Raw genomic sequence first — 23,709 nt, 5'->3', positions numbered from 1 at the left:
CCGGTGCCGGGGGCGGGCCTCAGACGAAGCGCGGGCGCCCCGCGACCCAGCCCAGCACCATCTCGACGACGATCACCGCGCCGAGCAGCACCAGCGACGGCGTCCAGGACCCGGTGAGCCCGTGCAGGATCCCGAACAGGAACGGGCCGGTCGCGCCGATGAGGTAGCCGAAGCCCTGCGCCATCGCCGACAGGTCGGTGGTCTCGGCGGCCTCCCGGGTGCGCAGCGCGATCACGCCGAGCCCCAGCGGGAAGACCGCCATGCCGACGCCGAGCAGGACCGTCCACAGCCAGGGCGCGGCGGCCGGGGCGATCGCGAGCCCGGCGACGGCGGCCAGCGAGCAGCAGGCGAGCCCGACGATCCAGCCCGACTGCGACGCCCGGTTCAGCGCGATCGGCGGGATGACGAAGCTGAGCGGGATGCCGATCAGGTTGATCAGGGCGAGCATCAGCCCGGCGTCGGTGCGGGTGACCCCGACCGAGACGAACAGCTCCGAGAGCCACCCCATCGCGACGTAGGCGACGCAGGCCTGGAGCCCGAAGAACGCGGTGACCACCCAGGCCAGCGGGCGGCGCACCATCGGGCGCCGCTCCCCCGCGTCGGCGGCGCGCACGACCGGCTCCGGCTCACCGTGCCGGGCCCCGATCGTCCAGACGACCAGCGCGGCCAGCGACAGCAGCGCCCACGCCCCGACCGCGCCGCGCCAGCCGCCGAGCAGCGGCTCCAGCGGCGGCGTGAACGCGGCGCCGATCCCACCGCCCGCGGCCAGCGCGGCGGTGTAGATGCCGGTGACCCGGCCGACGGCGTGCGGGAAGGACTGCTTCACCACGACCGGGATCAGCACGTTGCCGATCGCGATGCCCGCCGCGGCGACGAAGGTGCCGCCGAGCACGACCCACGGGCCGTCGACGACGCGCAGCACGAGCCCGGCGGTCAGCACCGCCATCGCGAGGCCGATCGCGCGGGCCATGCCGAGCCGGCGGGAGAGCAGCGGCGCGGCGATCGCGGCGAGGCCGAAGCAGATGGTGGGCACCGCGGTGAGCACACTGGTCCAGACCGCGGAGGCGCCGAGGCCGTCACGGACCTCGCCGAGCACCGAGGACATCGAGGTCACGGCCGGGCGGAGGTTCGAGGCGGCGAGTGCCACCCCCACGACGAGCAGCGGGGTCCCGACGAGCGCACCGCGGCGCGACGGCCCGGTCTCCTCGGCCCGTCCGGTGGCGATGGTCTCCTCCGCGCGTGTCTCCTGCTCAGCAATGCTCACGAAACAGTATTGTCGCAGACGTAGGATGTTCGGATGGAAGGATGATCCGGTGCCTCTCGTCACAGCGCGCCGCGGTGGCCTGGTCGACCAGGTCATCGACCAGCTCCGTTCCGCCATCACCGGCGGTGAGTGGCCGGTCGGTGCCCGGATACCGCCCGAGTCGGAGCTGGCGTCGTCGTTGGAGGTCGGCCGCAACACCGTCCGCGAGGCCGTCCGCGCCCTCGCCCACGGCGGCCTGCTGGAGGTGCGCCAGGGCGACGGCACCTACGTGCGGGCCACCACCGAGCTGTCCGGGGCGCTGCGCACGCTGTGCGGCCCGGAGCTGCGCGAGGTGCTGGAGGTCCGCCGCACCCTGGAGGTCGAGGCGGCCCGGATGGCGGCCGCCCGGCGGACCGACGCCGACCTGACCGTCCTGCGGGCGGCGCTGGCCGAGCGCGACCGGGCCGTCGCGGCCGTCGCGGCCTACGGCCGTCGCGGGGAGGAGCCGGACACCGCGGACCTGGAGCGTGCGGCCCGTGCGGACACCGACTTCCACGTGGCCGTCGTCCGGTGTGCGGGCAACAGCCTGCTCGTCGAGCTCTACCGGGGCGTGGTGGAGGCGGTCGCGGACAGCGTGAAGACCACGATGCCCGGCACCGCGGGCACCGAGGACGACATCTCCCACACCGGGATCGTCGAGGCCATCGCCGACGGCGACGTGGACCGTGCCGCCCGCGAGGCCGGCGACTTCCTGGACCGGCTCATCGCCGCCCGCCCGGTCACCCCGCAGGGCCCCGCCGGGGCCGGCCCCACCGCCTGACCCGCGACCCCGCACCCGGGCCGCCCGTCGACCGGCGCGTCCCGTCCGCCGCGCCGGGCCGCACGGTGCGGGCGCAGGCCCGGCACGGAGGTCACGGTCCGGTTACCCTCCTTCGCCGGACCCACCCCCCGCCCCCGACCCGATCTCGAGGAGTGCTCCGGCGTGCTGAAGGGCTTCAAGGAATTCCTGCTGCGTGGCAACGTGATCGACCTGGCGGTCGCCGTCGTCATCGGTGCGGCGTTCACGGCCGTGGTCACCGCCTTCACGAAGGCGTTCCTGGAGCCGCTGCTCCGGCTGTTCTCCGGCGGGGAGAACGCCGTGCCCCCGGGCACGATCCCGCTGACCGACGAGGTGCAGCTCGACTACGCGAGCTTCCTCAACGCCGTCATCACCTTCCTGATCACCGCCGCGGTCATCTACTTCCTGGTCGTCTTCCCGATGAAGTGGCTCCAGGAGCGCCGCAAGCGCGACTCCGAGGACCCGGCCCTGGAGACCGACCTCGACCTGCTGAAGGAGATCCGCGACCTGCTCCGCGACCAGGCCGAGCGGGACCGCGAGCGGGCCCTCGCCCCGGCACCCCGCGCCGTCGGACAGCCGCCGGTGCCGGCGCCGCCGATGCCGCCCGGCCCGCCGCCGGGCCGTCCGGTGCCGCCGCCGCACGCGTCGCAGCCGCCGCAGCCCGGCCCGGTCGACGACGGCTTCCCCGAGCCCTACCCGGACACCCCGCGCCGGTCCCGGCACCGCGGCTGAGCCCCGCTCACTCCGGGTCGTTGCCCGACGGCCCGCCTACCCGGTACGGCGTGGTCACGCCCTCGTACATGAGGTGCGCCATCAGCCCCTCCGACGGGTGCGTCAGGTTGTGGCAGTGGTCCATCCACACCCCGGGGTTGTCGGCGACGAAGGCGATCTCGTAGCTGTCGCCGTCCGCGACGTCGAGCGAGTCGATCCACCAGGGACTGCCCGTCGCGGGCACCCCGTTGCGGGACAGCACGACGGCGTGGTGCCCGTGCAGGTGCATGGGGTGCACCTCGCCGCTGCCGTTGGCGATCCGCATCCGCACCACGTCGCCGCGGGCGACCATGAACATCGGCACGTCCGGCCACATGTGCCCGTTGACCGTCCACCACAGACCGGGCACGCCGTCGACGAAGCCGGGGCGGCGGCCGATGTCGTAGTCGAAGCGGCGGTCCGCGGCGGCCGGGTCGAACCCGAGCGGCGCGGGCATGCCGTAGACCAGCGGGTCGAGCACGCGGTCCGGGCGCGGTGCCGCCGCCGGGCCGGGGCCGTCGCCGAGGACGACCGCGGCGTTGCCGCCGATCTCCACCCGGGCCCCGCCGGGCGGCACGGTCACCTCCAGGTCCAGCCGCCCGCCCGCGGTGAGCAGCACCGACTCCCCCGTCACCGGGGGCGGGTCGTGCACCTCGGCCCCGTCGATCGCGACGAGGCGGTACGGCGCCCCGGTCACCCACGCCGAGGTCGGGCCGTTGTCGGTGTTGACCATCCGGACCCGGACCCGGGTGCCGGGCGCGGCGGGGACGGGCAGCACGGCGCGGCGGCCGTCGAGCAGGCGTGCGCCCTCGTAGACGTGGGCAGCGGCGACCACGTCCGGGCCGGTGGGGCCGTCGCGCGGCTCGACGACCAGCACCCCGTACAGGCCGCGCTGCACCTGGGTGTTCGCGACCTGGTGCGAGTGGTACCAGTAGGTCCCCGCGTCGCGGGCGACGAAGCGGTAGACGAACTCCCCACCCGGCCCGACGGCGTCCTGGGTGACGCCGGCGGTGCCGTCGTCGCCGTTCGGGACGTCGACGCCGTGCCAGTGCAGCGTGATGCCGTCCGGCACGTCGGCGTTGACCAGCCGGACCTGCAGCACGTCGCCCTGCCGGATCCGGATCAGCGGGCCGGGCGACATCCCGTTGAGGGTGTAGCCGTCGAGGGTGCGGCCCGAGGGCAGCGGGATCGCCTGCCTGCGGGCGGTGAGCGTCAGCGACACGGCGGGGGCGGCCGTCGAGGTCTCGCGCAGGGTGTCGACGCCCGCCCCGTGGTGGTCGTGCATCTCCGGGACCGGGGCGCCGCCGCCGGTGTCGACGTAGCCCATGTCGGTCACCGCGTACGGGGCCGGCAGCAGGCTCCCCCACCACAGCCAGCCGATCGGGGCCAGCAGGGCGAGCGTCGCGAGCACCGCCACCACCACCCGGCGACGCCCGGGCCGCGGCGGTGCGGGCGGGCCGTCCGGCGGTCCGGGCGGCAGCTCCACCAGCGGACCGAGCGGCGCTCCGGGCTCCGGCGGTGCCGTGGAGGCGGAGCCGGGCCCCGGCGGCGCCGTGCCGACGGGCTGCCGCGGAGCCGGTACACCCACGCCGGCCCCCGGACGCGTGTCCGGGGGCCGCGGTGCGGGGTCGGCGGTGATGGCGGAGCTCCCGGGCTCAGGCGACCCGCTCGCCGGCCGTCGCGGCGGCACCGGACCGCGCACCGGCCCGGTACCCCGCCACGACCGCGCCGGCGAACAGCGCGAGCGCGCAGAGCCCGTGCAGCGCCCCGAGCCCGGTCACCGAGTGCCCGAGGATGCCGAGCAGCACCTGCAGCGCGACCAGCCCGACGACGATCCCCGCCCATCGCACCCCACCCGGGACGCGCGCGAAGAACGCGACGACCAGCAGTGCCAGCGCCAGCACCGGGACGACGATCTGCCCGTTGATGCCGTGCAGCGCGAACCCGCCGACCCCGGTGAAGTCGGTCGTCTCGCTCTCCATCCCGGCCTTGTCGAGGACCCCGCCGCCCTCGATCCAGGTGGACAGACCGAACACGGCGTAGGCGATCGCGGCGGCCTGGATCAGGACCTCCAGCGCGACGAGATAGGCGATCACTCGGTAGGCGGTACGCACGGCGACCTCCGGCTCCTGCGACGAGCGGACGCCGGACAGTGAACGCCACGTGAGCGGGGTCACACATGCTCAATCCAGATGAAACACTCCACCCTTTCGACTCGACACGGCACGAACCCCCCACCAGGCTGTGCCGGTCGCGGGCGGCACAGGCCGCCGCGGAGGGGAGCGCACCACGATGGCGGACGTCACGACGTCGACGGCGGAGGACGGGCCCGCACTGAAGCGGGTCATGGGGCCCAAGCTCCTGCTGCTGTTCATCATCGGCGACATCCTGGGCACGGGCATCTACGCCCTGGTCGGCCAGGTCGCCGAGGAGGTCGGCGGGGCGGCGTGGGTGCCGTTCCTGGTCGCCTTCGCCATCGCCATGATCACCGCGTTCTCCTACCTGGAGCTCGTCACCAAGTACCCGCAGGCGGCGGGCGCGGCGCTCTACACGCACAAGGCGTTCGGCATCCACTTCCTGACGTTCATGGTCACCTTCGTGGTGATGAGCTCGGGGATCACCTCGGCGTCGACGGCGTCGCGGGCGTTCGCGGCGAACCTGAACGAGGGCTTCGGGCTGGACCTGGGCAACGGCGGGATCGTCCTGATCGCGCTCGGCTTCATGCTGCTGGTCGCGCTGGTGAACTTCCGCGGCGTCGGCGAGAGCGTGAAGCTCAACGTGGTGCTCACCCTGGTCGAGCTGTCCGGGCTGCTGCTGGTGATCCTGATCGGGATCTACGCCATCGCCGGCGGCGACGCCGACTGGTCGCGCGTCGTCGCCTTCGACACCCCCGAGGACAAGGGGGTGTTCCTCGCGGTCACCTCGGCGACCTCGCTGGCGTTCTTCGCGATGGTCGGCTTCGAGGACTCGGTGAACATGGCCGAGGAGTGCCACGAGCCGCGCCGCATCTTCCCCAAGATCATGATCACCGGCCTGACCGTCACCGGGGTCATCTACGTGCTCGTCGCCATCTGCTCGGTGGCGCTGGTCCCGGTCGGCCCGCTGGCCGGGAGCGAGACACCGCTGGTCGAGGTCGTCCGCGCCGGCGCCCCCGGGATCCCGGCCGACGTCGTGCTGCCGTTCATCTCGATGTTCGCCGTCGCCAACTCGGCGCTGATCAACATGCTGATGGCCTCGCGGCTGCTCTACGGCATGGCCAACCAGGCCGTGCTGCCCAAGCCGCTGGCCCGGGTGCACCCGTTCCGCCGCACCCCGTGGGTGGCGATCATCTTCACGACGCTGATCTCGTTCGCGCTGATCAGCTACGTGTCGCTGGACTCTGACTCCGACGTCGTCTCCGCGCTCGGCGGCACCACGTCGCTGCTGCTGCTCGCGGTCTTCACCATCGTCAACATCGCGGTGCTGGTGCTGCGCCGCGACCGGATCGCCGAGGACCACTTCCGGGCCCCGCCCGGGCTGCCGGTCGTCGGCGCCGTCGCCAGCCTGTACCTGGTCCTGCCGTTCTCCGGGCGGGACACGATCCAGTACGAGCTCGCCGGACTGCTGCTCCTGCTCGGCCTGGTGCTCTACGCGATCACCCTGCTGCTCAACCGCAGGCTCGGGGTGAAGCAGGCGGCCCTGGACCCGTCGAAGCTGGACGGCTGACGGGGGGTCCCGTTCGTCCCGGGGTGTCCGGCGGCGCGGTGTCCGTGCCCGGGAATCCGGAGGTCACCGGGGCCCGTCGGTGCCACCATCGACGGGCATGAGCAGCGACATCGTCCTCGTGAGCATGCCCGCCGCCGGGCACGTCCTGCCGACCCTGCCCCTGGTCGCCGAGCTCGTCCGGCGCGGCCACCGGGTCCGCTACGCGACCGGCGCGACGATGGTCGACGCGGTCCGCGCGGCCGGCGCGGAGCCGCTGGAGGTCCCGTTCGTGCTCCCCGGACCGCCGGGGCCGGACGGGAACCACCTCGGCTTCTTCGCGGGTTCGCTGGAGGCCGTGCACCCGGTCCTGACCGCCGCGATCGGGCGGGACCGGCCGGACGTCGTCTGCGGGGACGCGCTGATCCCGGTCGGCTCGCTCGCCGCGCAGGCCTGTGACCTGCCGTTCGTCTGTCTGCGGCCGTCGATGGCGAGCAACGCGCACTTCTCGATGCGCGACCTGGTGCCGCCCGACGACCCGGCGAACCGCGCCATGATGGCGGCCTTCGCCGCCAACCACGAGCGGATGGCCGCCTTCGCCCGCTCCCACGGGCTGGAGCCCGTCCCGTTCGGCTCGCCGGCGGAGCTGTCGCTGGTGTTCGTGCCCCGGGAGTTCCAGATCGCCGGGGACACCTTCGACGAGTCGTTCGTCTTCTGCGGTCCCTGTCTGGGCGAGCGCGCCCACCAGCGGTGGGACGGACCCGAGCTCGCCGACCCGCTGCTGCTGGTGTCGCTGGGCACCGCGTTCAACGACCGGGCCGAGTTCTTCCGGACCTGCGCCGAGGCCTTCGACGACGGCGCCTGGCAGGTCGTCATGGCCGTCGGCGAGCGGATCGACCCGGCCGCGCTGGGGCCGCTCCCGCGCTCGGTCGTCGTACGCCCGCACGTGCCGCAGATCGCGCTGCTCCGCCGGGCCCGGGCCTTCGTCACGCACAACGGCATGGGGTCGACGCTGGAGGCGCTGCTGTTCGGGGTCCCGCAGGTCGGGGTGCCGCAGATGGTCGAGCAGTGGGTCAACGCGGGCCGGGTGCAGGAGCTCGGCCTGGGCCGCCGCCTCGACGACCGCACCCCCGACGCCGCGACGCTGCGCCGCGCCGTCGACGAGGTGGCGGGCGACCCGGCCGTCCGGTCCGCCGCCGCGGCCCTCGGCGAGCGGATGCGCGAGGTCGACGGCCCCGCCCTCGGCGCCGACGCCCTGGAACGGTTCACCGGGCGCTGAGCCCGGATCAGGGCCGCAGGACGATCTTCCCGACCTGGGCGTTGGACTCCAGGTGCTCGTGCGCGGCGACGACCTGGTCGAGGCCGTCGAACACCCGGTCCACCTGCGGGGCGAAGTCCCCGCCGCGCATCCCCGCGGCGACGAACGCGGCCGCCCGGCGCAGGCGTTCGGCGTCGCGGGTCATCGCGAACAGGGTGAACGAGCGGACGACGAGGTCGGGCAGCGTCGCCGTCGGGAAGATCGTCGGTTCGCCCGAGAGCCTGCCGTGGATGACGATCGTGCCGTCCGGGCGGACCGCGTCGGCCATCGTCTCGACGGCGGGTCCGGCGACGGCGTCGAACACGACGTCCAGGCCCCGCCCGCCGGTGATCTCCCGGCAGCGCGCGACGAGGTCCTCCTCCCCGGTGGCGACGACGTGTGCGGCGCCGGCGTCGAGCAGCGCCTGCGCCTTGGCGCGGCTGCGGCTGGTGGCGATCGGGACGGCGCCGATCCGGTTCGCGGTCGCGATCGCCGCCAGCCCCACGCTCGACGACGCCGCCGTGACCAGCACGTGGTCGCCCGGCTGCAGGACGCGCGGTTCGAGCAACCCGGCGTAGGCGACGAGGAACGGCATCCAGGTCGCGGCCCCGGTCACCGCGTCCACCGGCCGCGGGACCAGGGCCCGGGCCGGGACGAGGGCGTGGTCGCCGTAGACGGTGTGGTCGTTCATCGAGAACGCCGGGACGATGCTCACCGGGTCCCCCGCCGACCAGCGGTCCACGCCCGCGCCGACGGCGGCGACGGTGCCCGCGGCCTCGTAGCCCAGACCGGCCGGGAGCCGGGTCGGCTCGATGTACTCACCGCGCCGGAACATCGACTCGGCCCGGTTCAGCCCGATCGCCTCGACGGCGACGACGGCCTCCCCCGGCCCCGGCTGCGGCACGGGCTCCTCGACGACCGTGAGCACCTCGGGCCCGCCGAGCTCGGTGAAGCGAACGACCCTGTTCATGACCCCACCCTGCCGGTCGCGACGGCCCGTGCACCCCGTCCGACCGGAGGGGCCGGACCGGCCGTGATCCACGATCGGGCACCGTTCGCGTCGCCCGGCGACCCGTCCGGTGCCCGATCCGTGATCACCGGCCGGGCAGGTCGTGCAGGCGCCCGGCGAGTTCCTTCTCGTAGAAGGTGAAGAACTCCTCGACGTCCGGTCCGGCGCTGATCAGCGCGAGCCGGTCGTAGCCCGCGTCGGCGAAGCCCTTCACCGTCGCGACGTGGGTCTCGACGTCCGGGCCCGCCCCGAACGCGTCGGCCATGTCCTCCCTGCGGACGAAGGCCGTCGCGGCCTCGAAGTTGCGCACGTTCGGCAGCTCGGCCTGGATCTTCCAGCCGGTCGGGCCGAACCGGAACAGCCGGTGCGCGGACTCCAGCGCCGCGTCGACGGTGCCGGCGTAGGCCAGCGGGACCTCGGCCCAGCGGGAGCCGGTGCCACCGGCCGCGGTGTAGGCGTCGATCAGGTCGGTGCGGGGCTCGGTGGCGAACAGGCCGTCGCCCAGCTCACCGGCGATCCGGGCCGCCTTCGGCCCACCCGCGGCGACGACGATGTCCGGCAGCGTCTCCGGCAGGTCGAACACCCGCGCGTCCTCGACGGACAGGTGGGTGCCGCGGTAGGTGCGGTAGCCGCCGCTCCACAGCAGACGGATGATCTCGAGTGCCTCGCGGAGCATGGCGTGCCGCACCCCGACGACCGGCCACGGGTGCCCGGTGACGTGCTCGGACAGCTGCTCGCCGGAGCCGACGCCGAGGGTGAACCGGCCGTCGGACAGCAGTGCGGTCGTCGCCGCGGCCTGGGCGATGATCGCCGGGTGGTAGCGGATCGTCGGGCAGGTCACCCCGGTGGCCAGGCCGATCCGCTCGGTCCGCATCGCGATCGCGGCGAGGATCGACCAGGCGAACCCGGAGTGCCCGTGGCTCTCCAGCCACGGGTGGTAGTGGTCGGAGATCTCGACGAAGTCGAAACCGGCCTCCTCCGCCCGGACGGCCTGGCGGACCATCTCCTGCGGCGTGTGGGCCTCGGCGAAGAGCTTGAAGCCGATCTGCACGACGGGTGTCCTCTCCTCGGGGGTGCCCCGGCGGGGTTCCCGGCAGGCGTCGGATCACTCGTGCGGCAGCAGGACGATCTTCCCCGCGGTGTGCCGCTTCTCCAGCTCGGTGTAGGCCTCGCGGACCCCGTCGAGCGGGTACCCGGCCGCGATCGGGACCTGCAGGGCCCCGTCGGCGACGAGCGCGCCGAGCGCGGCGAGGTCGTCGCGGCCCGCGGAGTCGGCGGTCCCCCGGGTGGCGGCGCCGTGGGCCTGCGCGCCCTCGAAGTCGATGATCGTGTTGATCCGCTCCGGGGGGACACCGAGCTCGCGGGCGAGCGCCACGTAGCCGCCGCCGACGAGGTCGACGACGGCGTGCACCCGGTCCGGCGTCGCGTCGCGCAGGTTCGCCAGCGTCGCCTCCGGCGAGGCCCCGTAGGCGACCGGGGTCACGGCCAGCTCGCGCAGCCGGTCGTGGTTGCGCTCGGAGGCGATCCCGACGACCTCCACGTCGCGCAGCGTCAGCAGCTGCACCGCGATCTGCCCCACCCCGCCCGCGGCACCGGCGACGACGACCGTCTCCCCCGGCTGCGGGTCCACCGACGCGACCGACGCGGCCGCGGCCGTCCCGGCGATGTAGAGCACCCCGGCCGTCGCGACGTCGAGACCGGCCGGGCGGCGCAGGACCTGCTCGGCGGGCACGTCGACGTGGGTGGCCTGGGAGGCGCGGTCGTCGGTCCAGCCGAAGACGTCGTCACCGGGCTCGACGTCGGTGACGCCCTCCCCGACCGCCGCGACGACCCCGGCCCAGTCGCTGCCCTGCCCGCTGGGGAACGTGCTGGGCCAGGATTCGGCGAACACGCCTTCGCGCAGCGCGGTCTCGCCCGGGTTGATCCCGGCCGCGTGCACCTCGACCAGGACACGGCCCGGACCGGGGTCGTCGAACCCGACACCGGCCACGTACAGCTCGTCGACGCCGCCGTAGCGGTCGTACCGCACGGCCCTGCCCTCACGTGTGCTCATGTCGGGCAGCGTTCCCGCTGCGCGACGGCCTGCACCGATGAGCCGGGTCACACCGGTGGGTGCAGCTCCACTGCCGCGCCGGTGACGGTCCGGCGACCGCCCTTCAGCACCCAGCGGACCGGTGCGACGGCGGCGACCGCCGTGCCCGGGTCGGGCGCGTCGAGGCAGACCAGGTCGGCCGGGGCCCCCACGACGACCCCGGTGGCGGCGGCCGGGGTGCCGAGCACCCGGGCGGCGCGCGGGCCGACCAGGTCCAGGCAGGCCGCCAGCTGCTCCGGCGACGCCTGGTGGGTCAGGTTGGCGTAGAGGTTCGCCATTCGGACCAGGGAGCCGTCGCCGTAGGGGGTGAAGGCGTTGCGGACGTTGTTCGTGGCCACCGCCGCCGGGGCGTCGCGCTCGACGAGCCGGTCCAGCACGACGACCCCGCGCGGCGCCCCGGCGCCGGTCTCCCGGCCGGTGAGGAACAGGTCCGTCGAGGGCAGGGAGACCACGCCGACCCCCGTCCCGGCGCACCGGTCCAGCACCGCGGCGCGCTGCTCGGGCTCCAGGAACGACCAGGCCGTGCCGTGGCCCGCGGTGACCCGGCCGCCGAGCCCCGCCCGTTCGGTCAGGTCGCACACCGTGCCGATCAGCGCGCCCTCGGCGGTGCCGTCGAACAGGTCCAGGTGCAGGTCGACGTCGGCGTCGTGGTCCGCGGCCAGCCCGAACACGCGGTCCAGCTGGCCGGCCGGGTCGTCGTCGGCGTAGGGGGCGCCGCCCACGACCGCGCGCCGGCCCGCCGCGCGGGCCGCGGCGAGCGCCTCGTCGAGCAGCCGGGCCGTCTCCGGCGAGCCGGTCAGACCGTCCTGGGCGAACACGCAGACCTCGACGTCGACGGCCCAGGCCCAGTCCGCCGCGGCCGCCAGCACACCCTCCAGCCCGCGCCGCCCGACGGTCGGGTCGAGCTCGACGTGGGTCCGCACCCGGGTGGTGCCGTGCGCGACGCAGGACGCCAGGACGGCCCCGGCGCGGGCGGCGACGTCGTCGACGGTGAAGTCCGCCTTCATCGCCGCGGTCTCGGCCATCGCGTCGTCGACGGTGCCGCCGGACCACGAGCAGCGGTCCGCGGTGAGCGCCTTGTCCAGGTGCAGGTGCGCGTCGACGAGGCCGCCGACGACGAGCCGGTCCCCCGCGTCGGTACCGGGTGCCCCGGCGGGGGCCGGGGCACCCACCGACCGGATCCTGCCGCCGGACATCACGATGTCGACGGCGCCGTCGTGGCCGGGGACGCGGGCGCGCCGCACGACGGTCACGGCGCCGTCGTCGGCCGGGTCCGGGGGGCGCGGTGATGCGGAGGTGGTCACCCGGTGAAGACTCTCTCCCCGGCCGGGATCCCGCAGGTCGACCGGTGGACAACGGCCCGGGGCCCGGTACGGTGAACCCATCGGAAACTCGGCCGTACGTCCCCGGACACGCGGCCCCGCACCATCCGGCAGGCGGGGTCGTGGGCGAGGCGTGCCCCGAGCCGGGCGGCCGTCGTGACGTCCGCCGAGCCCGGCCGCCGGCGGCTCGGCCACACGGGAAGCTGGCCGGAGCCGCACTCCCGGGTGAGCCTGCGCGAGCACACCCCGGAGCCCGGTGTGACCGTCCTCGAGGTGATCGGTGACGTCGACCTCGCCGAGGCCGAGGCGATCCGGGCCCGGATGTCGGAGATGCTCCACCAGACGCGACCGGCGCGGGCCCTGCTGGACCTGTCCGGCGTCGGGTTCCTCGGGTCGCACGGTCTGACCGCGGTGGTCCGGTCCTCCCGGGCGGCCGGTGAGGCCGGGGTCCGTCTCGACGGGGTCACCGGCCCGGGCAACCGTGCGGTGATCCGGCCGGTGCGGATGACCGGGCTGGACCAGGTCATCACCTGGTACCCGGACCTCGACACGGCCCTGGGGGCCTGAGCCTGCACCCCGACGATCTCGTCCGCCGCGCGCCGCGCCTGTTCCACACCACGCCCGCCGCGTCGTGGCCCGGGATCGCCACGCACGGACTGCTGCCGGTCGCGGGGCTGCTCGACCTGTTCGGGGTGACCGGCGACGAGCGGGAACGGCTGCTGACCACGCGTCGCCCGCGGGCGGTGCGGCTGCACCACCCCGAACACGGCACCGCCTGGCTGCGTGACCAGCGCCCGCTCAACCCCGCCGCCCTGGGACGGATGCTCGACCCGGGGTCCGGCTTCGGTGTGGCCGACTACCTGCGCCGGATCAACGGCTGCGCGTTCCTGTGGGCGGACCCCGCCCGCCTGCGCCGGCTGCACGCGCTGCCCCGCTACGCCGACACCGAGCACGTCGTCCTCACCGTCGACACCGCGTCGCTCCTGGCCGCGCACGGCGACCGGGTGCTCGTGACCCGGATCAACTCCGGCGCCGCGCTGTTCGCGCAGGGGCGGCGCGGGCCGGACACCTTCCTGCCGGTGGAGCGGGTGCCGTCGTCGTGGCGGCCGGTGGAGGTGGCCGTGCCCGGCGGCGTCCCGGACCTGCTCGCGCACCTGGTGGACGCCCCGGCCGTACCGGAGCGCTCCGGATGAGCCGGCCGGTCGCCGTCGTGTTCGCCGACGCCTGGACCCGGCCGTCGGCCGAGGACCACACCGACGACACCGAGGCCGTCGCCGACCTGCTGCGCCGCAGCGGTCACGGGTTCGACGTCCGGACCGCGGGCCCGGCGGGCGACCGTCCACTGCGCGAGGCGCTCTCCGACCCGGACACCATGCTGTTCGCCCACCCCGGTGCCTCCGGCGACGACGAGGCCGCGTTCCGGCGGCTGCGCGCGGACAAGGGCGCGATCCGCCGGTTCGTCCACCGGGGCGGGTGCTACCTGGGCGTCTGCATGGGCGCGTTCCTGGTGGAGCACGGCTTCCTCAACCTCGTCGGCCTCGCCGTCGACGAGTACTGGTCCCGCCCGGGGGCCGATCCGTCCACCCCGGACCCGGCCCTGGTCACGGTCCGGTGGCGTGGAGCCGAACGGCGGATGTACTTCCAGGACGGGGGCGTGATCCGGCCGACACGCCGGGCGCTCGCAGAGACCGAGATCCTCGCCACATACACCGACGGCACGGTGGCCGCCTGCGTCACCCGATGCGGTGACGGCGCGGTCGGAGTCGTCGGCCCGCACCCCGAGGCCCCGCCCTCGTGGTTCCACGACCACGGTGTCGACCTCCCGGCCGACCATGATCATGACCTGGGGATCGACCTCGTCGACACGCTGGTCAGGACGGTCCACGGGTCGTCGTCGCCGTCCTGACGACGGCGGACCCCTCGTCTGGCTACGCACTCCACCCGACCGGGGTTCACCGGTTTGCGAGTGATGATCGCCACGCCCGACCTGCACTTTTCGTCCCCTCGGGAAGGGGTAGGCCGGAGTCATGTCCGACGTGTCCAACCGGTCGGCCCTCACCGGTGGGGTCGACGGCGGCGACAGCCGCAACACACAGCCGGGACAGCCCCAGGTGATCCGCCGGGACCTCCCCTACCGCCCGTCGCCGACCAAACGACCGGTGCCGACCCCGCGTCCCCGGACACTCGACGACCGTGTGCTCGTCCCCGGGGCGACCCTGGAGGCCTCGCGGGCCCGGCCCGGCGAGCAGCTCGCCGAGGTGTTCGAGGAGGCCGTCGACCACCACCCGGACGCCGTCGCCGTCGACACCGGCGACGCCACGCTGACCTACCGCGACCTCGACGGGCGCACCAACCGTCTCGCCCGGCACCTGCGCGGGCGCGGCACCGGCCCCGGCGACGTCATCGGGCTGCTGCTCGACGACCCGGTGGAGAGCTACACCGCCATGCTCGCGGTGCTCAAGACCGGGGCCGCCTTCGTCCCGATGGACGCGGGCTTCCCCGCGGACCGCGTGGCGTTCATCCTGTCCGACTCCGCGGCCGGACTGCTGCTGGTCACCGACAGCGCGCTGGCGAAGGTCGGTGACCCGGTCGAGGGCGACGTCGAGATCCTCTCGGTCACCGGTGCGGCGGCCGCCGACATCGCCGCCTGCTCCGACGAGCGGCTCGGGCCGGACAGCCGTCGCACACCGGGCCGCGAGCACCCCGCCTACCTGATCTACACCTCCGGCTCCACCGGCCGGCCCAAGGGCGTCGTGATCGGACACCCGGCGATCTGCAACTTCGTGCGGGTCGCCGCCGACGAGTACGGCGTCCGCGCCGACGACCGCATGTACCAGGGCCTGACCCTGGCCTTCGACTTCTCCGTCGAGGAGATCTGGACCTCGTTCCTGACCGGCGCCACGCTCGTCCCCAAGCCGGCCGGGGTGTCGCTGGTCGGCGAGGACCTGCACGACTTCCTGGTCGAGCGCCGCGTCACCGCGATGTGCGTGGTGCCGACGCTGCTCGCCACCGTCGAGGCCGACCTCGACGACCTGCGCTTCCTGCTCGTGTCCGGCGAGGCCTGCCCGCAGGACCTCATCCGTCGCTGGTGGACCCCGCGGCGCCGCTTCCTCAACGTCTACGGCCCCACCGAGGCCACCGTCACCGCGACGATGGCGCAGGTCCACCCGGACCGTCCGGTGACGATCGGGCGGCCGCTGCCGACCTACGCCGCCCTCGTCCTGGACACCACCGACCCGACCCGGGTGCTGCCGTTCGGCGAGACCGGGGAGCTGGCCGTCGCGGGGGTGGGGCTGGCCGACGGCTACCTCAACCGCGACGAGAAGACCGCCGAGGTGTTCGTCCCGGCCCCGGTCGACCTGCCGAACAACCCGTCCGGGCTGATCTACCGCACCGGTGACCTCACCCGGATCAACGCCGACGGCGAGATCGAGTACCGGGGCCGCATCGACCTGCAGGTCAAGGTCCGCGGCTACCGCATCGAGCTCTCCGAGATCGAGGCCGTGCTGCAGGACCACCCGTCGGTCGCGATGGCCGTGGTGGACACGTTCGAGCCGACGCCCGGCACGAAGGAGCTCGTCGGCTACTACAGCTTGGTCCGGGGTGCCGAACCGCCGACCGACCTGCGGGCCCGCCTGCAGGACCGGCTGCCGTCCTACATGGTGCCCGCCTACCTCGAGCACCTCGAGCTCATCCCGATGACGACCAGCGACAAGGCGGACCGCAAGAACCTGCCCGCACCGACCGGCAGCCGCGTCGCCGCGACCGGCCCGGTCGTGGGCCCGGCGACCGACGTCGAGCGCGGCCTGGTCGCCGAGCTCGCCACCGCGCTGCGGGTCGGGCCCGACGAGATCTCGGTCGAGGCCGACTTCTTCGACGAGCTCGGCGCCACCTCGCTGCTGCTGGCCGGGTTCGCCGCCGCCGTGCGCCGTCGCGACGACCTGCCGTCGGTGTCCGCACGCGACGTCTACCGCCACCCCACCGTGCGCCGGCTCGCCGCCGCGCTCGGCGACGTCGTGCCCACCGTGGCCGCGGAGCCGGTCGAGCCGGTGCGCGCCCGCCCGGTGGCGCACGCGCTGACCGGGGTCGCGCAGCTGCTGTTCCTGCTCGCGTCCGGGTTCGCCGTCGCCGCGGTGCTGGTCCTCGGCTACCGCTGGGTCTCCGCCGCGCCCGACGCGGTGTCGCTCACCGGCCGGTCCGCGCTGTGGACCGCGGGGGTGCTCGTCGCCGTCGTGCTGCTGCCGGTGCTCGCGAAGTGGACGCTCGTCGGCCGCTTCCGCGAACGGACCGTGCCCCTGTGGGGCGCCGCCCACCTGCGGTTCTGGGTCGTCTCGACGCTGATCCGGACCAACCCGATGGCGCTGGCCGTCGGCACCCCGCTGTACACCGGCTGGCTGCGGCTGCTCGGCGCGCGGATCGGTCGCGGCAGCGCCCTGTTCGGGGCCGTCCCGGTCGCCACCGACCTCGTCCGGGTCGGTGCCCGCACGATCGTGCACCCGGAGGCGTCGTTGCAGGCCTACCGGGCCGTGCCCGGCGCGCTGGAGTTCGGCCCGGTCGACGTCGGCGACGACTGCGTGGTCGGCGAGGCCGCCGTGCTCGACGTCCGCACCCGGATGCAGGACGGGTCGCAGCTGGGCCACGCCTCGGCCCTGCGGCCGGGTGTCACCGTGCCCGCCGGGGAGGTCTGGCACGGCTCCCCCGCCGGTCCGTCCGACTCGGACTACCGCGGGCCCGACGCCGTCGGTGCGGGGCGGCTGCGCCGGGTCGTCTACTCGGCGGTGTTCGCCGGGCTGTCCTGGGCCGTCGCGACGGCGGTGTTCGCGCTGCTCGTCGGCCTGTTCGCCCGTTTCGCGCCGCAGGTGGCCGGGCTGATCGGCCTGACCGGTGCCGACATGGGCACGCACTGGTGGTTCTTCCTGATCGGCGCGATCGCGGTGGTGACGCTGGTCGTGCTCGCCCTGCTGGTGGGCGTGCTCGCCGTGCTGACGCTGCCGCGGCTGGCCGCGCTGTTCGTGCCGGTCGACCGCACCTTCCCGCTCTACGGCGTGCGCCACGTCGCGCAGCAGATCGTGACCGGTGTGTCGAACGCGCGGTTCCTGGTGCTGCTGCTCGGCGACAGCTCGTTCATCACCGGCTACCTGAAGGGCCTCGGCTACGACCTGGACGACCTGCGCCAGACGGGGTCGAACTTCGGCACCCAGCTCCGCCAGGAGTCGCCGCGGCACGCCCGCGTCGGCGCCGGGACGATGGTGTCCGACGGGCTGCGGATGATGAACACCGAGCTGTCGCACGACTCGTTCCGGATCCGCCCGGTGCGGCTGGGCCGGGACAACTTCGTCGGCAACGACGTGCACCTGCCGCCGGACGCCCGGATCGGCGACGACGTGCTGCTCGCGACCAAGGTCATGGTCCCGGTCGACGGGCCGGTGCGGACCGGGGTGGGCCTGCTCGGCTCGCCGCCGATGGAGATCCCGCGCATCGGCGCGGGGCCGCACCCGAACCACCCGGCCACCGACGAGGAGCTGGCCCGCCGGCTGCGCTCGAAGAACCGCTACAACGCCTCGACCGTGGTCGTCACGGTGCTGCTGCGGGCGCTCGGCGTCGCGGTCGCGCTGGTCCCGCTCGGGATCTCGGTGGCGCTCTGGCCGGCGTGGGGCCTGTGGGCCCTCGGCCCGGCCGTGTTCCTCGGCCCGCTGCTGCTCATGGTGTGGTCGGCGCTGCTGGAGCGCGCGACGCTCGGCTTCCGTGGCCTGCAGCCGCGCACCGCGTCCATCTACGACCGCTACTTCTGGTTCCACGAGCGGCTCTGGAAGCTCTACGTCCGGCCGGTGCTGGCCGGGACCCCGCTGCTCGTGTGGCGCAACCGCCTGGCCGGTCTGAGCGCCGGGAGGCGCGTCTTCGACGACGGTGCCGCCATGCCGGAGAAGAGCCTGGTCTCCCTCGGCGACGACGTGGTGCTCAACTCCGGGTCGGTCCTGCAGTGCCACTCGCTGGAGGACGGCCGGTTCGAGTCCGGCCGGATCCGGGTCGGCGACGGCGTGTCCGTCGGCGTGCGGGCGTTCGTGCACTACTCCACCGACATCGGCGACGGCGCGACGCTGGCCGCCGACTCGTTCCTGATGAAGGGCGAGCAGGTGGCCCCGGGTGAGCGCTGGGGCGGCAACCCGGCCGAGCCGGAGGCGGACGGCGCCCCGGTGCCCGACCACCGGGCGTCGGCGCCGGCGGAGCCCGCGGTCCCGGTGTCGGTCGTGCCCGTTCTGACGCAGCCGTTCACCGAGGAGGTGTTCCTGTCCCGGGTGCAGCAGTACCTGGAGCTGCACGACGTCGCCTGGGCCACCAACGCCTCGGTCGCGGTGCTCGACACCCTGGCCCGCAGCCTCGGCGCGGACGCCCGTGACGACCTGGCCCGACACCTGCCGTCCGGGCTGCGGGCCCAGGTCCCGTCGCTGACCGGCTACGGCCGGCGCCGCAGCCAGCACGCCGTCGACGACTGACCCGACGCTCCGAGATCGGTTGTGCACTATTGACGAGACCCCCTCCGCAAGGGACCGTGATCCGGTCCCGACAACGGAGTTGGAGCGACGTCATGCCCGAACAGCAGTCCCTGTACGACCGCCTCGGCGGCATCTACGCGATCGCCGGGGCGGTCGACGTCCTCGTCGACCGGCTCTTCGCGAACGCCTCGGTCAACGCGAACGAGGGGGTGCACGCCCACCACGGCGAGCCCGCCAACGCCCCCGGCTACAAGTTCCTGGTCACGGCCTGGTCGGTGCAGGCCGCGGGCGGCCCGCCCTGCTACCCCGGTCTGGACATGGTCGCGGCCCACGAGACCCTGGCGATCACCGACGAGCAGTTCGACGCGGTGGCCCTGGAGATCGCGTCCACGCTGAGCTTCTGCGGGGTGCCGACGGCCGAGCACACCGAGTTCATGGAGATCATCGAGCGCTACCGGCCCGAGGTGGTGCGACAGCAGCCCTCGGCCGCCTGACCGGCCGGTCCCGGGGCGTGGCCGCCGCACCCCCGGGACCGGTCAGCGGCGGGCCGCGAGACGCACCAGGACCAGCGCGGGACCGGACGGCGCGCGGCCCCGCCGCCACGCGGCGCGCAGGCGTCGCTGCAGGTCGGCGCCGCGCACCGGGACCGTCCGCAGCGTCCCGGCCGCCACCTCGGCCGCCACGGCCAGACCGCTGATCACCGCGGGGCCCGCGCCGCCCGCGACCGCGTTCTTGATCGCCGTCGTCGAGCCGAGCTCCAGCACCGGCGACGCGACGGTCCCGAGCGCGCGCTCCAGGAACTCCCGGGTGCCCGACCCGGGCTCGCGGGCCACCAGCGGCGTCGTCGCGAGCCGCGCCGCGTCGACCGCGCGGCGCCGGGCCCACGGGTGGTCCGGCGCGACGACGAGCACCAGCCGGTCCCGCCCGACGACCTGCCCGTCGAGGTCCGCGGGCAGGTCCGGGCCCTCGACGAACCCCAGATCGGCGTCGCCGGAGCGGACGTCGTCGACCACCTCGGCGGTGTTGTGCGAGGTCAGCGTGACCGCGGTGCCGGGCAGCTCGGCCCGCAGCGCCACCAGCCAGCGGGGCAGCAGGTACTCCGCGACGGTGAAGCTGGCGGCCACCCGCAGCCGGGCCGCCCGGTCGGTGCGCAGCGCGGCGACGCCCTCGTCCAGGGCGTGCGCGGCGTCCAGCACGGCCCGCGCCCGCTCGACGACGAGCGCCCCGTCCGGGGTGAGCCGGGTGCCCCGCGGCGACCGTTCCAGCAGGGTCAGCCCGAGTGCGGCCTCCAGAGTCCTGACCCGGGCGCTGACCGCCGCCTGGGAGATGCCGTGGGCCGCCGCGGCCCTGCCCATGCTCCCCAGGGTGGCGACCGAGACCAGCAGGTCGTAGGGCACGAGGTCGGCCACGCGCGGGGACAGGGTCACAACCTCCGATTATGACTCCGCAACCTCGCGACGGGTACCGCCGGGCCGCCGACCGGCCGACCGTGGAGGCATGACGACGCACCTCAGCCCCCCGGCCGCGGCCGCCCCGCCGGCGCCGCACGCGTTCGCCCGCCTCGGGCTGCTGCGCGAGCTCGGCACCCCGGGCGACGCGGTCCGGTCGTTCGGGCCGAACTGGTTCGCCGCGGTGATGGGCACCGGGATCGTCGGCGGGGCGGCCGCGACGCTGCCGTTCCGCTCCCCGTGGCTGACCGCGTGGGCGACCGGGGTGTGGGGCCTGGCCTCGGCGCTGCTGGTGGTGCTCGTGGCCGCGACGGTGGCGCACCGGGTGCGGTTCCCCGAGCGGGCCCGCGCGCACGCCGCGGACCCGGTGGCCGTGCAGTCCTACGGCGCCGTCGCGATGGCCCTCATGACGGTCGGCGCGGGCGCGGTCCAGTTCGGCCCGGCCGTGCTCGGCACCCCGGCCGCGCTCGCGACGAGCGGGGCGCTGTGGCTGACCGGGACGGCGTTCGGGCTGGTCACCGCCGTCGGCGTGCCGTACCTGATGATCACCCGGCACACGGTCGCACCGGACGCGGTGTCCCCCGCCTGGCTGCTGCCGGTGGTGCCGCCGATGGTGTCGGCCGCGGACGGGGCGCTGCTCGTCGTCCACCTCGCGCCGGGCACGGGCCGCACCACGCTGCTGCTCGCCTGCGTCGCACTGTTCGGGATGAGCCTGTTCGCGACGCTGGCCCTGCTCCCGCAGATCTGGAACCGGCTCGTCGTGCACGGGACCGGACCGGCGGCGGCCGTCCCCACCCTGTGGATCGTGCTCGGCCCGCTCGGCCAGTCGGTCACCGCGGCCGGGCTCCTGGCGAACGCCGCGCCGGGCAGCCTGCCCGAGCCGTACGCGGGCGCCGCGGCGGTGGTCGCGGTGGTCTACGGCGTCCCGGTCTGGGGGTTCGCGATGCTGTGGCTGGCGCTCGCGGCCGCGGTGACCCTGCGGACCGTCCGGCGGGGGCTGCCGTTCACGCTGACCTGGTGGAGCTTCACCTTCCCGGTGGGGACCTGCGTGACCGGCACGAACCTGCTGGTGGCGCGGCTGGGGACGCCGGCGCTCACCGTCGTCGCGACGGCGCTGTACGTGCTGCTGGTGGCGGCCTGGCTCGTCGTCGGGGCCCGGACCGTGCACGGTGCGCTCGTCCGCTCCGAACCTGCTCGACCCCGCGTGAGGCGCCCTCAGCGGCGCGGGTCGCTCCGGTCGGGGGACCCGAGCAGATCGAGCTGGTAGCCGTCGCGGGTGGAGAAGTCGGCCCGCAGCACGAAGCGGTCGCCGCGCACCAGCGTGCGGCGCCACTCGACGGGGCGGCCCTTCGCGCTGCCGAGCCGCGACACCGAGAACGCGGCGGTCGACGGGCTCCCGCCCAGCAGCCGGTGCTCGGCGGGGGTCGGCAGGATCGGCGCGATGGTCTCCTCGCCGCCGGTGAGCACCACGTCGCACAGCTCGGCGTAGCGCTGGTAGAGGGCGACCCCGGTGAAGTCGGCGTGCAGCAGCGGGGCGGCCAGGTCGTACGGCAGCCACACCCGGTCCAGCGCGAGCGGCTCACCACCGGCGAGCCGCAGCCGTTCCAGGTGCACCAGCGGCGTCGACTCCTCCAGCCCGAGCCGCGCCGCGACGACACCGTCGGCGCGCACGTCCAGGGCCCGCACGACGCTGCGCTGCTCCAGGCCCATGGCCCGCACGGACTCGTGGATGCTGTAGAGCGCACCCAGGCGCTGGGCGGTCTCGACCGGTGCCGCCTGCCGCGACGGCCGGCCCCGCGTCCCGACGACGCGGCCCTCGTCGCGCAGCACCTTCACCGCCTGACGGACGGTGTGCCTGCTGACGCCGTACTCCCGGCCCAGGGCGAGCTCGCCGGGGAAGCCGTGGGTGAACGCGTCGGAGTCCAGGCGGCGGCGCAGGTCCTCGAGCAGCTGCTCCCAGAGCAGCCGTCCCGGCTCGCGGCGGAGCACGGCGGGTCCGGGGACCGGTCCGGCCTCGGCGTCACGCACCCTGGTGAATGTACGGGCCGGACCGTCGCGGCCCCCCGGGCAGGCGACCCGGGCCGGTGGGTCAGCGGACCGACCAGGTGCAGGCTCCGGTGAAGACGACCGCCTCGCCGGCGAGGATCCGGGCGGCGGCCGGGCCGTGCAGGACCCCGCGGGACACCTCGGCGCCGTCCGGCCCGGTGCGCGTGTAGACGCACTCCCGGCCCGGGGCGGGCCCGTCGGTGCTCCAGGTGCCGGGCGCGAGGTCGAGACCGGCCCGGTACACGCCCTCGGCCGCCTCCCGCACCGGGACGGGCGCGGCCTGGTGGACGGCGGTCGCCTCGGCACGGTCGTCGCCGTGCACGAACACCCCGACCAGCACCACCGGCACGACCAGCGCCAGCAGCACCCACGGCCAGAGCACGGTGCGCTGACCTGCTGCGGCGCGCTCCGCGTAGTACCGCTCGTACGGTCCGGTGCCGTCCATCCACCCGCCTCACGTCCGACGTCACTCTGGTGATCGAAGCGGATACCCGTGAGTGTTACGTCCCGTCCCACGATGTGAGCGGACGTGCCGGACCGGCGGTCGTCAGATCGCGGGGTTCGCCAGCATCCCGGAGCCGAGCGCGATCGACAGCAACGCGAGCATCACGAACAGCACCCCCATGAGCAGCCACGCCTCGCCGAGCCCCTGCCGCCGGGCCCGCCGCGCGAGCGCCGCCTGCTCGGCAGCGGAGGCCACCGGCAGCGACGCCCGCACGCCGAACCGGGCGTCCAGGTCGGCGGCGGTGGTGATCCCGCCGAGCACCTCCTCGACCGGGCCGTCGGCGACGATGCGGCCGCCGAGCAGGAGCGCGACCCGGTCGCCCAGGTCGCGGGCCAGGTCCAGGTCGTGGGTGACGACGAGTGCCGTCGCGTCCGCGGCGCGCCGGCGCACGGCGCGCACGACCTGCTCGCGGTTGTGCAGGTCCATGGCCGGCCCGGGGTCGTCGAGCACCAGCAGCTGCGGCGCGCCGACCAGTGCCCTGGCGAGCGCGGCCCGCCGGCGCTGCCCCGCCGACACCGCCGACGGCAGCGCGGTGGCGTGCTCGGCCAGGTCGAACTCGTGCAGGATCCGCCAGGTCGCGGCGTCGGCGTCGGGTGCCCCGGCCGCCCGCAGCGGGTAGGCGACGTTGTCGAACAGCGTCAGCGACGCGAACAGCGACGCGTCGTAGACCGAGGACCCGCCGAGCAGGACCCCCATCCGGCGGCGCAGCCCGGCCAGCTCGGCGTCGCGCAGACCGGCGACGACGTGGCCGTCCACCAGGGTCTCGCCCGACTCGGGCGTGTACAGCCCGAGCAGGATCCGCACCAGCGTCGTCTTGCCGACGCCGGACGGACCGAGCAGGACGGTCGTGCGGCCGGGTGGTAGCTCCAGGTCGATCCCCTCGAGTACGGGCTCGGAGTCGAAGGACATCCGGACCGCGCGGAACGAGACCGCCGGTGCCGTCGGGACCAGTACGTCGTCGATCATCGTCACCCCCTCGGGTGA

Annotated in this window: 20 protein-coding genes and 1 pseudogene; 10 read left to right on the top strand and 11 right to left on the bottom strand. The window is 74.9% G+C overall.

Annotated elements, in window-relative coordinates; translation table 11 throughout:
* Positions 1 to 19 precede the first annotated feature (19 nt).
* Entirely contained in the window at positions 20 to 1,264 is a 1,245-nt protein-coding gene (locus KPL60_RS32820; RefSeq protein ID WP_226368184.1) for an MFS transporter, read from the bottom strand.
* 49 nt (positions 1,265 to 1,313) lie between these two features.
* Here KPL60_RS32820 and KPL60_RS32815 point away from each other — a divergent pair, with 49 nt between their 5' ends.
* Both KPL60_RS32815 and mscL read left to right on the top strand, forming a co-directional pair.
* Positions 1,314 to 2,063 (top strand): FadR/GntR family transcriptional regulator, encoded by a 750-nt coding sequence (locus KPL60_RS32815; RefSeq protein ID WP_226368183.1) that lies wholly within the window; start codon positions 1,314 to 1,316, stop codon positions 2,061 to 2,063.
* Between the two features lie 162 nt (positions 2,064 to 2,225).
* Positions 2,226 to 2,603 (top strand): annotated as a pseudogene (mscL, locus tag KPL60_RS35295) (large conductance mechanosensitive channel protein MscL); the annotation flags it as partial.
* Positions 2,604 to 2,820: 217 nt separating this feature from the next.
* Here the strand turns inward: mscL and KPL60_RS32805 are convergent.
* Both KPL60_RS32805 and KPL60_RS32795 read right to left on the bottom strand, forming a co-directional pair.
* A complete protein-coding gene (locus tag KPL60_RS32805; protein ID WP_308016881.1) occupies positions 2,821 to 4,419 on the bottom strand; it encodes a multicopper oxidase family protein in 1,599 nt (532 codons plus the stop codon).
* Positions 4,420 to 4,486: 67 nt separating this feature from the next.
* Positions 4,487 to 5,008 (bottom strand): DUF6220 domain-containing protein, encoded by a 522-nt coding sequence (locus KPL60_RS32795; RefSeq protein ID WP_226354679.1) that lies wholly within the window; start codon positions 5,006 to 5,008, stop codon positions 4,487 to 4,489.
* A gap of 115 nt (positions 5,009 to 5,123) precedes the next feature.
* Between KPL60_RS32795 and KPL60_RS32790 the strand changes: the two genes are divergently transcribed.
* Entirely contained in the window at positions 5,124 to 6,536 is a 1,413-nt protein-coding gene (locus KPL60_RS32790; protein WP_226368182.1) for an APC family permease, read from the top strand.
* Between the two features lie 97 nt (positions 6,537 to 6,633).
* Positions 6,634 to 7,791, top strand: coding sequence for a macrolide family glycosyltransferase (locus KPL60_RS32785; protein WP_226368181.1), 1,158 nt, complete (start codon positions 6,634 to 6,636; stop codon positions 7,789 to 7,791).
* A gap of 7 nt (positions 7,792 to 7,798) precedes the next feature.
* Here KPL60_RS32785 and KPL60_RS32780 read toward each other — a convergent pair whose 3' ends face one another.
* The 4 genes from KPL60_RS32780 to KPL60_RS32765 all read right to left on the bottom strand — a co-directional run bounded on the left by KPL60_RS32780 (position 7,799) and on the right by KPL60_RS32765 (position 12,214).
* The gene (locus KPL60_RS32780) at positions 7,799 to 8,779 is read right to left on the bottom strand and encodes a zinc-dependent alcohol dehydrogenase family protein (RefSeq protein ID WP_073575685.1); all 981 of its coding nucleotides are present in this window, start codon (positions 8,777 to 8,779) and stop codon (positions 7,799 to 7,801) included.
* 124 nt (positions 8,780 to 8,903) lie between these two features.
* A complete protein-coding gene (locus KPL60_RS32775) occupies positions 8,904 to 9,869 on the bottom strand; it encodes a TIGR03557 family F420-dependent LLM class oxidoreductase (protein WP_226368180.1) in 966 nt (321 codons plus the stop codon).
* 54 nt (positions 9,870 to 9,923) lie between these two features.
* Positions 9,924 to 10,871 (bottom strand): NADP-dependent oxidoreductase, encoded by a 948-nt coding sequence (locus tag KPL60_RS32770; protein ID WP_226368179.1) that lies wholly within the window; start codon positions 10,869 to 10,871, stop codon positions 9,924 to 9,926.
* A 47-nt stretch (positions 10,872 to 10,918) separates the two neighbouring features.
* Entirely contained in the window at positions 10,919 to 12,214 is a 1,296-nt protein-coding gene (locus KPL60_RS32765; protein WP_226368178.1) for an amidohydrolase family protein, read from the bottom strand.
* 174 nt (positions 12,215 to 12,388) lie between these two features.
* Here KPL60_RS32765 and KPL60_RS32760 point away from each other — a divergent pair, with 174 nt between their 5' ends.
* The 5 genes from KPL60_RS32760 to KPL60_RS32740 all read left to right on the top strand — a co-directional run bounded on the left by KPL60_RS32760 (position 12,389) and on the right by KPL60_RS32740 (position 19,220).
* A complete protein-coding gene (locus KPL60_RS32760; RefSeq protein WP_226368177.1) occupies positions 12,389 to 12,799 on the top strand; it encodes an STAS domain-containing protein in 411 nt (136 codons plus the stop codon).
* Complete coding sequence (locus KPL60_RS32755) at positions 12,763 to 13,425, top strand: DUF7002 family protein (RefSeq protein ID WP_374203861.1); 663 nt, start codon at positions 12,763 to 12,765, stop codon at positions 13,423 to 13,425. The genes KPL60_RS32760 and KPL60_RS32755 overlap by 37 nt, the downstream gene beginning before the upstream one ends.
* The gene (locus KPL60_RS32750; protein WP_226354672.1) at positions 13,422 to 14,138 is read left to right on the top strand and encodes a hypothetical protein; all 717 of its coding nucleotides are present in this window, start codon (positions 13,422 to 13,424) and stop codon (positions 14,136 to 14,138) included. Before KPL60_RS32755 ends, KPL60_RS32750 begins: the two co-directional genes overlap by 4 nt.
* A 121-nt stretch (positions 14,139 to 14,259) precedes the next feature.
* Positions 14,260 to 18,726, top strand: a complete 4,467-nt coding sequence (locus tag KPL60_RS32745) for a Pls/PosA family non-ribosomal peptide synthetase (protein ID WP_226368176.1) — start codon at positions 14,260 to 14,262, stop codon at positions 18,724 to 18,726.
* 92 nt (positions 18,727 to 18,818) lie between these two features.
* Complete coding sequence (locus KPL60_RS32740; protein ID WP_226354670.1) at positions 18,819 to 19,220, top strand: group 1 truncated hemoglobin; 402 nt, start codon at positions 18,819 to 18,821, stop codon at positions 19,218 to 19,220.
* A gap of 42 nt (positions 19,221 to 19,262) precedes the next feature.
* Here the strand turns inward: KPL60_RS32740 and KPL60_RS32735 are convergent, their stop codons facing one another.
* The gene (locus KPL60_RS32735; protein ID WP_374203824.1) at positions 19,263 to 20,153 is read right to left on the bottom strand and encodes a LysR family transcriptional regulator; all 891 of its coding nucleotides are present in this window, start codon (positions 20,151 to 20,153) and stop codon (positions 19,263 to 19,265) included.
* A 70-nt stretch (positions 20,154 to 20,223) separates the two neighbouring features.
* Between KPL60_RS32735 and KPL60_RS32730 the strand changes: the two genes are divergently transcribed.
* A complete protein-coding gene (locus KPL60_RS32730) occupies positions 20,224 to 21,441 on the top strand; it encodes a TDT family transporter (protein WP_226368175.1) in 1,218 nt (405 codons plus the stop codon).
* Here the strand turns inward: KPL60_RS32730 and KPL60_RS32725 are convergent.
* From KPL60_RS32725 to KPL60_RS32715, 3 genes are all read right to left on the bottom strand, one after another.
* On the bottom strand, positions 21,390 to 22,202 hold the full coding sequence (locus tag KPL60_RS32725; protein WP_226354668.1) for a GntR family transcriptional regulator: 813 nt from the start codon (positions 22,200 to 22,202) through the stop codon (positions 21,390 to 21,392). The two genes, KPL60_RS32730 and KPL60_RS32725, sit on opposite strands and share 52 nt — an antisense overlap.
* 61 nt (positions 22,203 to 22,263) lie before the next feature.
* Positions 22,264 to 22,665: a hypothetical protein gene (locus KPL60_RS32720; protein WP_226368174.1), complete on the bottom strand. Its 402-nt coding sequence runs from the start codon at positions 22,663 to 22,665 to the stop codon at positions 22,264 to 22,266.
* A 102-nt stretch (positions 22,666 to 22,767) separates the two neighbouring features.
* On the bottom strand, positions 22,768 to 23,691 hold the full coding sequence (locus tag KPL60_RS32715; RefSeq protein WP_226368173.1) for an ATP-binding cassette domain-containing protein: 924 nt from the start codon (positions 23,689 to 23,691) through the stop codon (positions 22,768 to 22,770).
* Positions 23,692 to 23,709: the final 18 nt, after the last annotated feature.

It is taken from the genome of Pseudonocardia sp. ICBG162 (assembly GCF_020496225.1).
Taxonomy (GTDB): domain Bacteria; phylum Actinomycetota; class Actinomycetes; order Mycobacteriales; family Pseudonocardiaceae; genus Pseudonocardia; species Pseudonocardia alni.
This window is presented reverse-complemented; position numbering and strand designations above follow the sequence as displayed.